Genomic DNA, 14,706 nt, shown 5'->3' with positions numbered 1-14,706 from the left:
GATGGGCCCGATGGGTCGGCGGCGCAACGCCGATCAGTACGCTTGCTGACCATGACAGAACCCACCGAAGGCACCGAGCACCCGGCAGACGACCTGCCCGAGCAGCTACGGGTGCGGCGGGAGAAGCGGCAGGCGCTGATCGATCGCGGCATCGCGCCGTACCCGCTGAACGTCCCGTACGACAGCGCCATCGGTGAGATCGTCGCGAAACATGATCCGGAGACGCTCGGGGCCGACGCCCATACCGGCGAGAACGTCGCGATCGCCGGTCGAGTGATCTTCCTGCGGAATACCGGAAAGCTCTGCTTTGTGCGACTGCGCGCCGGTGATGGTGCCGAGGTTCAGGCGATGCTTTCCCTCGACGAGATCGGCGCGGAGTCGCTCGACGACTTCAAGGCATTCGTCGATATCGGCGATCATCTCGCGGTTCAGGGTGAGGTTGTCACGAGTCGTCGCGGAGAACTCTCCGTGCGTGCAAAGTCGTGGCAGATAGCGGCCAAGACGCTGCGCCCTCTCCCCGTCGAACACAAGCCGTTGAGCGACGAGATGCGCGTCCGTCAGCGATATGTCGACATGATCGTACGCGCCGAGCCGCGAGAGATGGTTCGGGCGAAAGCCGCCGTACTTCGTACGCTACGCCACACCCTCGACGAGCGCGATTTCGTCGAGGTGGAGACTCCGGTGCTGCAGGTCACCAATGGTGGCGCGGCGGCACGTCCGTTCGCGACCCATATGCACGCGTTCGACCAGGACATGCTGCTCCGAATCGCGCTCGAGCTCGACCTCAAACGCGCCGTCGCCGGTGGTGTCGAGCGGGTCTACGAGATCGGTAAGACGTTCCGTAACGAAGGCTCCGACTCGACCCACAGTCCCGAGTTCGCGATGCTCGAGGCGTACCAGGCCTACGGCGACTACAACGACATGATGGACCTGTCGAAGACGCTCATCGTCAACAGTGCCTCGGCGCTCGGGCGTACGGTCGTACCCGCCCGCGACGGCACGGAGATCGATCTCGAGGGGCAGTGGCGCCGCGCCCCGATCTTCGAGCTCGTGCAGGAGGCGGTGGAGCAGGAGGTCACACCGCGGACCGACTTGCAGACGCTGCGCGAGGTCGCCGACAAGCACGAGGTCGCTCTTCAGGACGACTGGGCCGCCGGAGACATCGTCCTGGAGCTGTACGAGAAGCTGGTCGAGCACACGCTGATCCAGCCGACGTACGTCTGCGACTTTCCGGAGAGCGTACGACCGCTCGCGAAGCCGCATCGCAGTGAGCCCGGTCTGGTCGAGTGCTTCGATCTCGTCATCAACGGCGTCGAGCTGGTCAACGCGTACAGCGAGCTGAACGATCCGGTCATCCAGCGTGCGCGTTTGACCGAACAGTCGTTGCTGGCCGCCGCCGGAGATCCCGAGGCAATGGATCTCGACGAGGAGTTTCTGCGCGCGATGGAGTTCGGAATGCCGCCCATGGGCGGTTTGGGGATGGGCGTCGACCGGCTCATCATGCTGTTGATGGGTACCAGTATTCGGGAGGCGATCTTGTTCCCGCTGATGCGACCACTCTAGGTAGTTGATTTCCGTATTTTGCGGATGTTGGTATTGTTCAGGGGCTGGTAGTCTGCTGAATCGTCGGCACTATTTCGAGTGCGACGCAATTCCTCGTACATTTGCAGAAAGGGTCGACCATGGCGCAGAAGGTGCAGATTCTCCTCGTCGACGACATCGACGGTGGCGAGGCGGACGAAACGGTCCGGTTCGGCCTCGACGGCGTCGACTACGAGATCGACCTGTCGACGAAGAACGCGGGAAAGCTCCGCGACGCGCTCGCGAAGTACGTCGGCGAGTCACGCCGGGTCGGTGGCCGGCGACGCATCGGGCGCAAGGGCGCGTCCGGGGGTTCCGCCAGCGATGCGGCGACGATCCGCGAGTGGGCCAAGGACAACGGCTGGGAGGTCTCCGACCGCGGTCGGGTGTCGGCCGAGATCCGCGAGGCGTACGCCGCCGCGCACTGACCCGCTCCGAGGTGTGCCGGGCCGCTCCGATCGGGGCGGCCCGTTCGCTGCCGGCGAACTGTCCAGCGGAACACCTTTGGCGCGGTCTCGCGTTGTTCACGGTGTAGGCGTGTGCCGGGAGTGGACTCCCTCTGTCCGGGTTGCGGTTCACGTCTAGCATGGAGACGGGCCCGAAAGGCAACGGGCAGACGCTGACCCGACAGGGTCGAGCACGAGGAGATGTGATGTTCGAGAGGTTCACCGACAGGGCACGCCGCGTCGTTGTGCTTGCACAAGAAGAAGCGCGCATGCTCAGCCACAACTACATCGGGACTGAGCACATCCTCCTTGGGCTCATCCACGAGGGCGAAGGAGTCGCCGCGAAGTCCCTCGAGAGCCTCGGCATCTCGCTGGAGGCGGTACGCGCGCAGGTCGAGGAGATCATCGGCCAGGGCCAGCAGGCCCCGAGCGGTCACATTCCGTTCACCCCGCGCGCCAAGAAGGTGCTCGAGCTGAGCCTGCGAGAGGCGCTGCAGCTCGGTCACAGCTACATCGGCACGGAGCACATCCTGCTCGGCCTGATCCGCGAGGGCGAGGGCGTCGCAGCCCAGGTGCTCGTCAAGCTCGGCGCCGACCTGAACCGCGTACGTCAGCAGGTCATCCAGCTGCTCAGCGGTTACCAGGGCAAGGAGCAGGCAACGTCCGGCGCTCCCAGCGAGGGTGCGCCGAGCAGCTCGCTCGTGCTCGACCAGTTCGGCCGCAACCTCACCCAGGCCGCCCGCGAGGGCAAGCTCGACCCGGTGATCAGCCGGGAGAAGGAGATCGAGCGGGTCATGCAGGTGCTGTCGCGGCGCACCAAGAACAACCCCGTCCTGATCGGCGAGCCGGGAGTCGGTAAGACGACCGTCGTCGAGGGCCTGGCCCAAGACATCGTCCGCGGCGACGTACCGGAGACGCTGCGCGACAAGCAGATCTACACCCTCGACCTCGGTGCGCTCGTCGCCGGGTCGCGGTACCGCGGTGACTTCGAGGAGCGCCTGAAGAAGGTGCTCAAGGAGATCAAGACCCGCGGCGACATCGTGTTGTTCATCGACGAGATCCACACCCTCGTCGGTGCCGGTGCCGCCGAGGGCGCGATCGACGCGGCCAGCATCCTCAAGCCGATGCTCGCCCGCGGTGAGCTGCAGACCATCGGCGCGACGACGCTCGACGAGTACCGCAAGCACTTCGAGAAGGACGCCGCCCTCGAGCGGCGGTTCCAGCCCATCCAGGTGGCCGAGCCGACGATCGCGCACACGATCGAGATGCTCAAGGGCCTCCGGGACCGCTACGAGGCCCACCACCGGGTGACGATCACCGATGAGGCGCTCGTTTCGGCGGCAACCCTCGCGGATCGCTACATCTCCGACCGGTTCCTGCCCGACAAGGCGATCGATCTGGTCGACGAGGCGGGCTCCCGGCTGCGCATCCGTCGGATGACCGCTCCGCCGGATCTTCGCGAGTTCGACGAGAAGATCGCCGAGGTACGCCGCCGCAAGGAGGGCGCGATCGACGCGCAGGACTTCGAGGCCGCCGCCGCCATGCGCGACGAGGAGAAGCAGCTGATCGGGGCCAAGAACGACCGCGAGAAGCAGTGGAAGGCCGGCGACATGGACGTCGTCGCCGAGGTCGACGAGGAGCTGATCGCCGAGGTGCTCGCGATCGCGACCGGTATCCCGATCGTGAAGCTCAGCGAGGAGGAGTCCACGCGGCTGCTCAATATGGAAGACGAGCTGCACAAGCGGGTCATCGGCCAAGACGACGCGATCAAGGCGCTGTCCCGGGCGATCCGGCGTACGCGGGCGGGCCTGAAGGACCCCCGCCGTCCCGGCGGGTCGTTCATCTTCGCCGGGCCGTCGGGCGTCGGCAAGACCTGGCTGTCCAAGGCGCTCGCGAACTTCCTGTTCGGCGAGGACGACGCGCTGCTCCAGCTCGACATGAGCGAGTTCTCGGAGAAGCACACCGTGTCGCGGCTGTTCGGCTCGCCTCCCGGCTACGTCGGGTACGAAGAGGGCGGACAGCTCACCGAGAAGGTGCGCCGCAAGCCGTTCTCGGTGGTGTTGTTCGACGAGGTCGAGAAGGCGCACCCGGACATCTTCAACTCGCTGTTGCAGATCCTCGAGGAAGGTCGCCTGACCGACTCGCAGGGCCGGGTGGTCGACTTCAAGAACACCGTCATCATCATGACCACCAACCTCGGCACGCGCGACATCGCGAAGGGCGTCAACCTCGGCTTCAGCCAGGCCAACGACGCGGCGGCGTCGTACGACCACATGAAGGGCAAGGTCACCGAGGAGCTCAAGCAGCACTTCCGTCCCGAGTTCCTGAACCGTGTCGATGAGATCGTCGTCTTCCCGCCGCTGACGCAGGACGAGATCGTCTCGATGGTCGACATGATGCTGACCAGCGTCGAGGAGCGGCTCAAGGACAAGGACATGAGCCTCGAGCTCACCCAGCCCGCCAAGGAGCTGCTCGCGAAGCGGGGCTTCGATCCCGTGCTCGGTGCTCGGCCGCTACGGCGTACGGTCCAGCGCGAGATCGAGGACATCCTGGCCGAGAAGCTGCTGTACGGCGAGGTGCGCCCGGGGCAGATAGTGCTCGTGGACGTCGAGGGCGAAGGCCCCGACGCGACGTTCACCTTCGAGGGCACTGCGAAGGCGGAGCTGCCCGATGCACCTCCGGTGGAGTCCGCCGCAACGGAGTAGTAGTCCGCAAGCGCAACGAGGCGCGTACGAACGGCAGATCACGTTCGTACGCGCCTCGTTGCCTGTGCGAGAATCCTCCTCATGTCGGCATCGCTCACCTCGTCGGCCAATGCGCTCAACGGCGGCGGCAGGCGGCCGCGGCACGTCGCGACGGCAGCGACTTACGTCGTGCCCGAGCTCCGGATCGCGTACGTCACAAACCTCAAGGCCGCGTGCTCGACGGTGAAGTGGCTGATCGCCGACCTGACCGGCCAGGATCGCGAACGCCTCTTCGCCTCGACCGGCCGCCGCCCCACGCGTGCCCAAACCATCCACGACCGCAAGGGTTGGGTCGGTGTCTCCCACCTCGCGGACCATTCGGACCTCTCACAGCTGTCCGCGGACAACGGTTGGCTCGTCTTCACGCTCGTCCGCGACCCGCGCGCCCGTCTCTGGTCGGCGTGGCAGTCGAAGCTGCTCGCCGGCAACCCCAACTTCCTCGGCCGAGTCGTCGAGCAGCCCTGGTACCCACGAATCCCGCACGACCCGTCGGATGTGATCGAGGACTTCCAGCGCTTCGTCGAGGCGTTCGCGGCCGAACGCCGACGAATGCGGCGGATCGGCAAGGACGGTCATTTCCGCCCGCAGAGCGACCTCGTGTACACCCGCGGACTGTCGTACACACACGTATACGACATCGGCGAGATCCCGACCTTCGAGCGTGATCTCGCGGCCCATCTGGTTGAGGTCGGACACAACGCCCTGCCGTCCCTGCGCAAGGACAACGACACCCCGCTGAAGCTCACCAAGGACGTCCTCGCCGGCGGTGTCGCGGAGGCGATCGAAGACGTCATCTACCGTGAGGACTTCGACCGCTTCGGTGAGGCGTGGGAGGACGGGCCGTCGCTACTCGACGGCGAATGGTCCGAAGCCGCCTTCGTCGACCTGGCGTTCCGTCGCGAGGCCCACCGGCGGATCCGAGATCTCAGCGACACGGCCACCCGCCTTGCGCGCGAGAAGGCTGCCCTCGCGCGCGAAGCGGCGACCCGGTCGGGCACAGATAGCCCGGATCGCTGATACTGTCGGTGGGCTTCGGGGGTGTCGAGGTAGTGCGGAGGTGACCTTCGAAGTGGAGGAGACGGACGACGTGTCCGAGCATGCAGGGTCGGCGGCGAGCGAGCCCATTCGGATGGTGCTGGTGACCGGTACCGGCCGCAGTGGCACGAGTACGATCGCCGGCACGCTCGAGGCACTCGGGATGCACGTTCCGGGCCCGGTCCGACCGCCCGACGATGCGAACCCGCGCGGCTTCTTCGAGTCGAAGTGGGTCATCGAGTTCCACAACAGCATGCTCGATCGTGCGCGGGCGCACACGATGGACGGCGACCCCCTGACCCTCGCCCGCACGCGTAGGTCGGTCAACGCGAAGACCCGCGAGCAGCTGGCCGGCTTTCTCGCCGGCGCGATCGAGAGTCATCCGCGGCTGTTGGTCAAGGATCCGCGCACGGTCTGGTTCATCCCGTTCTGGGCACGAGCGGCCGCCTCGCTGCAGATCGAGGTCTCGTTCCTGACGATGCTTCGTCATCCCGCGGAGGCGGTCGGTAGCCGCACCGTGCACTGGAGCGTCTCCGACAACCCCGAGCGCGTACGTAACCGGCAGATCGCCAACCTTGCGGGCTGGATCAACGTGAGCCTGCTCAACGAGCGGCGCACGCGCGGCAGCCGCCGGGTGTTCGTACGCTACGACGACCTGCTGACCGACTGGCGATCGACAATGGCGGCCGTGCAGACCCGGTTGAAGCTGCCGTACACCGGAGACCCGATCGACCGGCGGCCGCATCCGGTCGACGAGTTCATCGATCCGAGTCTGAAGCGCGTTGCGGTGCGCTGGGACGAGCTCGACGTACCTTCGTACCTGAGCGAGATGGCCGAGCGGGTGTGGCAGGCGATGCAGTATCTCGTCGAGCCACGCACCGAGGCCGCGAAGGCACGCGCTCAGCTCGATGAGCTGCGCACCGAGTACGACGCGCTGTACGCCGACGCGCGCGCCATCACGCTCGACTCGACGCGCGCCGCGATAGAGTTCGTCGAGCGTCGGCACGAGCAACCGGCGCCTGCGGACGGCTCGCCCTCCGAGGCCTCGGATCTCGTCGACGCAGGATCGCAACCGGGCTGAGCCCCGCCCGAGACGGCCGCGCCATCGTGCCGTTTCGCAGGGCGCGCGAGCGCGCCCGGACAGATGCCCGAATTCACCCAACGGCGAGCGAGGAAGCACCGTGGCAGCAGACTCCACCCGGACCGGCCGAATCGTCATCGTGGCGGGTCCGGGGCGAAGCGGTACGAGTTCGTTCGCGGGCACCTTGGCCCGGCTGGGCCTGCACGTACCCGAACCGGTGGTCAAGCCGAACGCAACGAATCCGGCCGGGTTCTACGAGCCGCGCTGGGTCGTCGACTTCCACAACCGGCTGCTGGTGCGCGCAGCCGTACGGAACCTCGATCTGTCCCCGGACGCCCGTGCACGCGCGGAGCGGACGGCTGCGAAGCCCGGAGTACGAGCGAAGCTGCGGGGGTGGCTGGGCGACGTGCTCGAGAACCAGGGCTCGCAGCTGGTCATCAAGGATCCCCGCTCCAGTTGGTTCCCACGTCTGTGGGTCGAGACCGCCGGCGAGTTCGGCATCGCGCCAGGCTTCGTGACGATGCTCCGGCATCCGGCCGAGGTGTCGACCAGCCGGCAGACGTATTACGGCGAGGATCAACCCGTTTCCGAGCAGCGTGCGAACAACATCGCCCGGATCGGCGGTTGGATCAACGGCGCACTCGGTGCCGAGCGGGCGAGCCGTGGCTCGGCGCGGGCGTTCGTGCCCTACACCGACCTGGTGGCCGACTGGAGGCAGACGATCACTCGCGTGGGTGCCGCACTCGACCTCGACTACGACCCCGCGCCCGACGTCGACCCACACCCGGTCGACGAGTTCATCGACCCGAGCCTGCGCCGGATCAGGGTCGACTGGGACGACGTCGACATCCCGGACTCCCTTCGCGACGTCGGGGAGCGTGCCTGGCAGGCGTTGTCCCGGCTGGCAACCGAAGGCGCGGACTCCCCTCAGGCGATCGACGCGGTCGATCAGGTCGCCGCCGACTACGCCACGCTGCATGCCGACGCACAGGCGTTGAGCCGGCACGACGTGTGGCGGATGCGAGTCGACACCCGCCGACGTACCGAGCGCGCGGCGAAGTCGGACGAGCCGTCTGCCTGACGTGACTCCGTCGCGACAGCGGCCTGCACATAACCTGCTCCGGATACGTACGCGTCTCGTATGCTGTCGCGACGTACGCACCGATTCGAGAGGGCCCGATGACCGATTCCGACGACCTTGCCGTTCCCGAGGGCACCCGCCTGGTTCACATCGGCCCGCCGAAGACCGGCACGACCGCGATCCAGCTCGCATTGTTCAAGCGGCGCGCCGATCTGCGCGAGCACGGGATCGTCTTTCCGGGCAAGGGATATCGGCCACGCGCGGCTGGTTGGGCCGTGATCGGTGCGGGCGTACCTCGTGGGCGGCGGGAGCAGCCGACGATGGCCGACTGGCAGGCGCTCGTCGACGAGGTTGCCGCCGCGGGTGACCAGCGGGTCGTGGTGAGCAATGAGTCGTTCGCGGACGGTTATGCCGACGCCGTGCAGACGATCGTCGACGGGCTCGGCGGCGAACGGATCCACGTCGTGCACACGGTTCGCCGGGTCGACAAGTTGCTGAGCTCGCATTGGCAGCAACGGGTCCAGGCCGGGCTGACGGTTCCGTACGACGAATGGCTGCGGATCGCGCTGGGCGAGCCGAATCCGGAGAACGGCCACTGGCGCGGGTTCTGGCGGCACCACGACCTTGCCGACGTGATGGATCGATGGGTCAGTGCCGCCGGGGCCGACAAGGTCACGCTGATCATCGCCGACGAGTCGGATCACCTGCTGCTGCCGCGGCTGTTCGAGCGCTTCCTCGATCTACCCGCCGGGTACCTTCGGCTCCCCGAAGACCGTGCCAACCGATCGATGAGCCTCAACGAGATCGAGATGGTGCGCCGACTGCATGCGCTCGGCAAGAAGGCCGGCTGGGACGCTGACCTATTCCGGCAGGTGATGAGGTTCGGCGTCACGGAGACGATGATGCGCCGGCCTCGAGATCCCGATGACAGCCGCATCGAGCTGCCGGCATGGGCGGCCGAGCGCTCCGCAGAGCTGAACCAGGAGCGGGCCGATATCGTTCGTTCCTTGGGTGTGCGGGTCATCGGGGATCCCGAAACCCTGTGTGCAACGCCCTCGGCGCGCGAAGCGGAGGATCTGCCCGAGGTGCGGATCAGCACCGACACCGCCGCCGAGGCGATCGCGGCGGCGATCGACGCGGGCGAGAGACGTCTGGCGAGCAGCGAGAGCGCCGCGGCGAAGCGGGCGGTGAAGGCAGAGCGAGCCAGCGACGCGCACGGTCCCAGGACGGTCGCGGGTACGACCTCGCGCGAGCTGCTCGCGGAGGTTCGTTCTCGGGTGGTCCGCCGGGTCCGGCGAAAGTGAGGCGGCACGCTCAGCGAGGTAGCCGGAACCCGTCGCCGTCCAGCGGTTCGACCAGGCCGTCGGCGACGAGGGAGTCGAGTGCGCGCTCGCGCTGGGCATGGTCGTCCCATGCGCGCCGTAGCTCACTCCCGGCGACCGGCCCGTCGGAGTCTCGGAGGACGCCGAGGAGGCGGCCGCGGCATTGACGGTCGGTGCCGGCGTACGCCTGGGCGCGCCGCGGCGGACCGTCATGGGCGGGGTAGCCAGTACGACGCCAGGCACAGTGTGTACGCAGCGGGCACCGGTCGCAGTCCGGCGCAGTCGCCGAGCAGCGGAGGGCGCCGAGCTCCATCACGGCCACGCTCCAACGTGCGGCAACCGGTGGCGATGCGGGCAGCAGCCGTTCGGCCAGCACACGCTCGGGTCGGGTGAGGGTGCGGGGCGGGTGCTCGTTGCCCGTGATGGCCCGCGACAGTACGCGTCGTACGTTCGTGTCGAGCACCGCGTGCCGGCGGCCGTACGCGAACGCCGCGATCGCGGCGGATGTGTACTCGCCGACACCCGGGAGGGCCCGCAGCTGATCGCGGTCCTCGGGTACCTCGCCGCCGTGCCGCTCGACGATCGCGCGTGCGCATTCGTGCAGCCGCATGGCGCGCCGGGGGTAGCCGAGCCGTCCCCACGCCCGGATCGCCTCGCCCACCGGCTCGGCGGCCAGGTCGGCCGGTCGGGGCCACCGCTCGACCCACGCCTCGTACATCGGAAGTACCCGCACGACCGGCGTCTGCTGCAGCATGAACTCGGAGACCATCACGTGCCACGGCGTCGCGTACGTGCGCCGCCACGGCAGGTCACGTGCGTTCTGGCCGTACCAGTCGAGGCACGCGGCGTGCAGCGCCGCCACGTCGGCGTCGGTCGGCAAGGTCGGAGGTTCCATCGAGAGTCGATCCTGACACGGCGGGTGGCCGCCCGGTGTGGCAGGCCGATCGCGACGGCGCGGCTGGTTACGGTGGGGCGCTATGAGCGGGATCGTACGGCCGACCGGGGGAGCGCCGCCGAGCGTCTACTGGCGACGCAGGCTGATCCTTCTCGCCGTCGTGCTCCTGGTCGCAGCGGGCCTGGTCAAGGTGCTCGGTGGGGGTGGCGGCGACGATGACCCGCCGGCGGCCGGGGCGGGCGACACCCAGCCCACCGCAGAGCCGGACGACGACGCGGCCGACAAGCCGAAGAAGCGGAAGAAGCGGCACCACGGGTCCGACGATGCGGTCGCGGGCGAGCGCAACGTCGCCGTGACGCTGGGCGGCGGGGCCGCGTGCGACCCGGCGTCGGTGACGGTCACGCCGTCGGTTGCGGCGGACTCCGCAGCGGGCGGCGCGGTACGTGTGCGGCTCGCGTTCACGACCACTGCCGACGCGCCGTGCATGCTGTCGATCGAGGATCACGAGCCGCTCGTCTCGATCTCCGACGGATCCGACGTCGTATGGGAGTCGACCCGCTGCGACGATCTCTTCGGTTCGAGCCGCGTACGGCTGGAACCCGGGTGGCTCACCTATGTCGATGCGGCATGGTCGGGTCGCGCGAGCGGGCGTACCTGCGGCGAAAGCGCCGACTTCGCGGCACCGGGCGACTACGAGATCCAGGCGGCGCTGCTCGGCGGCGAACCCTCGAAGGCGGACATCAGCCTGGCCGAGCCGGAACGCGAGGACGAGTCGGACAAGAACGACGAGTCGGACAAGAACGACGAGTCCGACAAGAACGACGAGTCCGACAAGAACGACGAGTCCGACAAGAACGACGAGTCCGACAAGAACGACGAGAAGCCCGGACGTGACGAGTCGGATCCACCGAACCAGGCCGACAACGCCGCCGAGTGACACACGCCGATCCCTGCTGCCGGGACCGGACGCAAATGCCGGCCTCGACGGCCACCGGTTGCTATGTTGACCATCCAGGTCCCACCGAGTCCGGAGGGGCACGTGCAGAACCGCGCATGGTCATGGCATCGCGTCGTCGACGCGCTGCGCGAGGCACCGTCACGTATCGACCCGTTGGTCATCGTCGTGGGTGGCATCTCGCTGCTGGTCTATTCGCTGCATGGCATCGACGGAGGTCTCAGCCGAGATCGCGGGCTGTACAGCTACGCCGGCCAGCAGTTCGCCGACGGGGTGCCGCCGTACGAGGGCGTCTTCAATCGTGCGGGGCCACTCGCCCACATCATCCCGGGCATCGGTGTCGGCGGCGCGCGCCTGTTCGGAGTCGACGAGCTCAACGCGATCCGCGTGCTCTTCATGTTGATCAGTGTCGCGTGCGTGTGCGTCATCTACCTGTTCGCACGTGACCTGTTCGGATCGCCGCTCGCGGCGTTGTCCACGGCCGCGGCGTTCCTCAGTTTCGCGGGCATCATCGAGAACGCCTCCAACGGCCCGCGCGAGAAGACGCCGATGATCCTGTTCCTGCTGCTCGCGTTCTGGGCCGCGCATCGGCACCGGTGGATCTGGGCCGGAGCGATGCTGGCTCTCGCGACGCTCGCTCTGCAGATCGCCCTTCCTGCCGGCGCGGCTGCGATCCTCGTCCTTGCGATTGCCGCAGGCCCTGGGCAGCGCCTCGCGGCGATCGTACGTACGGTCGTGGGCGGAGTTGCGACCCTCGCGGTCTTCGTCCTCTACTTCTTGGTGGTCGGCGCCGCCGGGGACTTCGTCGAGGCGTTCTTCCTGGTCAACCTCGAGTACACGTCGTCGGACCCGTTCACCGCCAACGTCGCGGCCAACTGGGACGATCTGGCAGCCGGCTACCGAGCATCGGTCTGGGTCCTGCTGGTCGGCATCGTCGCGATCCTCACCGTGACGGCGTTCGCGTTCAGCCGACGGTACCGCCGCGGCCATCCGAACGCCGTCCCGTTGGCGGCGCTCGGCGCGGCGACCGCCGTCGCTCTGGTCTGGACGGTGCGGGAGTACGACTCCTGGCCCGACGCGATGCTGCTGTTGCCGACCGCGGCGTTCGGCGTCGGGGTGATCGCGGACGCGGTCACCGAGGTGCTCTCGCTTCGCTGGTTGCGTGCGGCCGCACTCGCCTGGGTGCTCCTCGCCCTGGTGATGGCGACGTCGTACGCGGTCAGCGATCGGCATCATATGCTCGTTGACCAGCGGGCGGCCGTGCGGGCCAAGCTGCGACATCTACCCGACGACGCGACCATCCTGTCGATCAACTCGCCGCAGGCGCTCGTACTGTCCGGTAAGACGAACGCGATCCCCTACCAGATCTTCAAACCGGATCTGCTCGAGTACATCGAAGACACGTGGCCCGGCGGACTCGAGGGGCTCGCCGAGGACGTCGAGCAAGATCCGCCCACCCTGATCACCGTCAGTGGGTACATACCGCAGTGGCTCGCCGACACCGTCGAGCGAGACTACGTGCGTGTCGGCTCCGCACCCGGTTGGGTCTGGTACGTCGATCGCTCGGTGGGGCACCGGGTCGTCACGTTGGTCAGGCGCGCGGGCGGCAAACGGCACCGACGATAGCCCGAGCGGCGTGGGGCGCGGCTACTTCTTCGTTCGGCGCAGGGGTTTGAACCGCACGATGTCTCGCCCGTCGATCTCGTTCTCGACCCAGGCGGGAGCGTCATCATGGGTTGCGAGCCAGTCGCGTAGGCGGCTCGCATGCTCGGTCGGGTCACCGAACACGCCGTACATCTTCGCCCGCGTCATGCAGATGGGGTGCAAGCGCCCGGTGGCGATGGCACCCCAGACGACTGCGGCGACGCCGGGGGTGTGTGCGCTGCGGTAGTCGTCGAATGCAACGACGCCACCCGGCTTGAGCATCGTCTCCGCGGACTCGAGGTCGACGAGCACGTGCGGGTAAAGGTGCGAGGCGTCCACATGCACGAACCTCGCGCTGTCCGCGGACACGTGCTCGAGGATCGACGACGAGAGCCCCTGGATCACCACGGGAAGGTCGCCACGTACGGCGCGGTAGTTCTCCTCGAATGCGACACGGTCGAGGGTGGCGTACGACTTCTGGTTCTCAACCGCGTTGGCCGAAGCCTCCGCTTCGGCGCCGAACAGGTCGCAGACGGTGAACGTCTCGCCATCGCGCAGGAAGCCGCCCATCCACGCCGCGCTCTTGCCCTTGTACGCGCCGAGCTCCACCAGGTCGCCGGGAGCCTCGGGCGCATCGTCACGCAGGAAGTACTCGAACAGGATCTGGTCGACGGGCCCGAACCAACCGTCGATGTCTTGAATTGTCTTCGTCAATGTCGTCCCAACCATCCGGACACTATACGTACTGGCTCCGGCGGTACTCCCGCGCCCGTTGACGGGTCGGGGCAGGGCGTACGTCTCGGCTACCGCTGAGCCGGACGGGCCGGGGACCTACACGTACCGCTCGAGGATGCTCGACTCGGCGAGGCGGGACAACCCCTCGCGTACGCTGCGGGCGCGCAGCTCACCGACGCCGTCGACCGCCTGCAGGTCCTCGATGCCGGCGGCAAGGAGCTTCTGCAAGGTTCCGAAGTGGTCGACGAGCCGTTCGACGACGGGCGACGGGAGCCGTGGCACCTTCGCAAGCAGCCGGTAGCCGCGCGGCGACACCGCGGAGTCGAGGTGCTCGCCCGAGCCGAGGCCGAGTGCGCGGGAGACGGCCGACAGGTCGACGAGGTCGCCCGCGCCGACGCGAGAGAGGTCGGCGAGCACATCGGCGGGCTTGCGAGAGTTGCGGCCGCCGGGTAGGTAGTCGCGCACGATCAGCTGCCGGTCGAGGTCGACACCGGTGACGAGCTCGTCGAGCTGCAGCGAGAGCAACCTGCCGTCGCTGCCGAGCTCGAGCACATAGTCTTCTATCTCGGCGGCGATCCGGGTGACCATCTCGAGGCGCTGCGCGACCGAGCACACGTCACGAACCGTGACGAGGTCCTCGATCTCCAACGCAGACAGCGCTCCCGAGACCTCATCGAGGCGAAGCTTGTAGCGCTCGAGCGTCGCCAGGGCTTGATTCGCCCGACCGAGGATGGCGCCGGCCTCCTCGAGCACCCGGCGGTGCTCGCCGACGTACACGGCGATCAGCTGCATCGACTGGGAGACCGAGACGACCGCGTGGTTGGTCTGTCGGGCGACCCGATCGGCGGTGCGGTGCCGGGTGCCGGACTCGTCGGTGTGGATGGTCGGGTCGGGCATCAGATGGACGGCGGCACGCAGAATGCGGGTGGCGTCCTTGTCGAGGATGATCGCACCATCCATCTTCGCGAGCTCGCGAAGGCCGGTCGGTGTGAACGGCACGTCGAGCTCGAAGCCGCCCGTCGAGATCGACTCGATCGTCTTGTCGTGCCCGAGAACGATGAGGCCGCCTGTACGTCCGCGCAGGATCCGCTCGAGGCCCTCGCGTAGCGGGGTGCCGGGCGCGATGCTGCCCATGGTTGCGCGCATGCGCGAGTTCGCGATGGTCTTGCTGGACGATCCGTCGATGG

General features: G+C 67.8%; 12 protein-coding genes. 9 read left to right on the top strand and 3 right to left on the bottom strand.

The genetic code is table 11. The features are described from left to right. The first annotated feature begins 51 nt into the window (after positions 1–51). The 7 genes from lysS (at position 52) to L0C25_RS07850 (ending at position 9,272) form a co-directional block, all read left to right on the top strand. Positions 52–1,563: a lysine--tRNA ligase gene (gene lysS, locus L0C25_RS07880; protein WP_271635915.1), complete on the top strand. Its 1,512-nt coding sequence runs from the start codon at positions 52–54 to the stop codon at positions 1,561–1,563. Between the two features lie 119 nt (positions 1,564–1,682). Further along, positions 1,683–2,009 (top strand): histone-like nucleoid-structuring protein Lsr2, encoded by a 327-nt coding sequence (locus L0C25_RS07875; protein ID WP_271635914.1) that lies wholly within the window; start codon positions 1,683–1,685, stop codon positions 2,007–2,009. 224 nt (positions 2,010–2,233) lie between these two features. Further along, a complete protein-coding gene (locus tag L0C25_RS07870; RefSeq protein ID WP_271635913.1) occupies positions 2,234–4,732 on the top strand; it encodes an ATP-dependent Clp protease ATP-binding subunit in 2,499 nt (832 codons plus the stop codon). Positions 4,733–4,813: 81 nt separating this feature from the next. After that, entirely contained in the window at positions 4,814–5,788 is a 975-nt protein-coding gene (locus L0C25_RS07865) for a sulfotransferase family 2 domain-containing protein (RefSeq protein WP_271635912.1), read from the top strand. Positions 5,789–5,828: 40 nt separating this feature from the next. Then, positions 5,829–6,887 carry a sulfotransferase family protein gene (locus tag L0C25_RS07860; protein WP_271635911.1) on the top strand — a complete coding sequence of 353 codons (1,059 nt, stop codon included), beginning with the start codon at positions 5,829–5,831 and terminating at the stop codon, positions 6,885–6,887. Between the two features lie 100 nt (positions 6,888–6,987). Next, positions 6,988–7,968, top strand: a complete 981-nt coding sequence (locus tag L0C25_RS07855; RefSeq protein WP_271635910.1) for a sulfotransferase family protein — start codon at positions 6,988–6,990, stop codon at positions 7,966–7,968. A gap of 98 nt (positions 7,969–8,066) precedes the next feature. Continuing rightward, complete coding sequence (locus L0C25_RS07850; protein ID WP_271635909.1) at positions 8,067–9,272, top strand: hypothetical protein; 1,206 nt, start codon at positions 8,067–8,069, stop codon at positions 9,270–9,272. Positions 9,273–9,282: 10 nt separating this feature from the next. On the opposite strand, the gene L0C25_RS07845 is transcribed toward L0C25_RS07850, so the two are convergent. Then, positions 9,283–10,185: an HhH-GPD family protein gene (locus tag L0C25_RS07845; protein ID WP_271635908.1), complete on the bottom strand. Its 903-nt coding sequence runs from the start codon at positions 10,183–10,185 to the stop codon at positions 9,283–9,285. Positions 10,186–10,267: 82 nt separating this feature from the next. Here L0C25_RS07845 and L0C25_RS07840 point away from each other — a divergent pair, with 82 nt between their 5' ends. Together L0C25_RS07840 and L0C25_RS07835 are read left to right on the top strand one after the other, a co-directional pair. Then, positions 10,268–11,122 (top strand): ICP22 family protein, encoded by an 855-nt coding sequence (locus L0C25_RS07840; protein ID WP_271635907.1) that lies wholly within the window; start codon positions 10,268–10,270, stop codon positions 11,120–11,122. Between the two features lie 102 nt (positions 11,123–11,224). After that, positions 11,225–12,766, top strand: coding sequence for a glycosyltransferase family 39 protein (locus tag L0C25_RS07835; protein ID WP_271635906.1), 1,542 nt, complete (start codon positions 11,225–11,227; stop codon positions 12,764–12,766). Positions 12,767–12,787: 21 nt separating this feature from the next. Here the strand turns inward: L0C25_RS07835 and L0C25_RS07830 are convergent, their stop codons facing one another. Further along, positions 12,788–13,513, bottom strand: a complete 726-nt coding sequence (locus L0C25_RS07830; RefSeq protein ID WP_271635905.1) for a class I SAM-dependent methyltransferase — start codon at positions 13,511–13,513, stop codon at positions 12,788–12,790. 102 nt (positions 13,514–13,615) lie between these two features. After that, entirely contained in the window at positions 13,616–14,665 is a 1,050-nt protein-coding gene (gene disA / locus L0C25_RS07825) for a DNA integrity scanning diadenylate cyclase DisA (protein ID WP_271636804.1), read from the bottom strand. Positions 14,666–14,706 lie beyond the last annotated feature (41 nt).

Origin of the sequence: Solicola gregarius (genome assembly GCF_025790165.1) — a bacterium.
GTDB lineage: Bacteria > Actinomycetota > Actinomycetes > Propionibacteriales > Nocardioidaceae > Solicola > Solicola gregarius.
Note: the sequence above shows the minus strand (reverse complement) of the source record. Positions and strands in the feature narration are given on the sequence as shown.

What these genes read in the sequence shown, in the direction of transcription:
- lysS (WP_271635915.1), top strand. Translation starts at nt 52, where the DNA reads ATGACAGAACCCACCGAAGGCACCGAGCACCCGGCAGACGACCTGCCC.
- L0C25_RS07875 (WP_271635914.1), top strand. Translation starts at nt 1,683, where the DNA reads ATGGCGCAGAAGGTGCAGATTCTCCTCGTCGACGACATCGACGGTGGC.
- L0C25_RS07870 (WP_271635913.1), top strand. Translation starts at nt 2,234, where the DNA reads ATGTTCGAGAGGTTCACCGACAGGGCACGCCGCGTCGTTGTGCTTGCA.
- L0C25_RS07865 (WP_271635912.1), top strand. Translation starts at nt 4,814, where the DNA reads ATGTCGGCATCGCTCACCTCGTCGGCCAATGCGCTCAACGGCGGCGGC.
- L0C25_RS07850 (WP_271635909.1), top strand. Translation starts at nt 8,067, where the DNA reads ATGACCGATTCCGACGACCTTGCCGTTCCCGAGGGCACCCGCCTGGTT.
- L0C25_RS07845 (WP_271635908.1), bottom strand. Translation starts at nt 10,185, where the DNA reads ATGGAACCTCCGACCTTGCCGACCGACGCCGACGTGGCGGCGCTGCAC.
- L0C25_RS07840 (WP_271635907.1), top strand. Translation starts at nt 10,268, where the DNA reads ATGAGCGGGATCGTACGGCCGACCGGGGGAGCGCCGCCGAGCGTCTAC.
- L0C25_RS07830 (WP_271635905.1), bottom strand. Translation starts at nt 13,513, where the DNA reads ATGGTTGGGACGACATTGACGAAGACAATTCAAGACATCGACGGTTGG.
- disA (WP_271636804.1), bottom strand. Translation starts at nt 14,665, where the DNA reads ATGCGCGCAACCATGGGCAGCATCGCGCCCGGCACCCCGCTACGCGAG.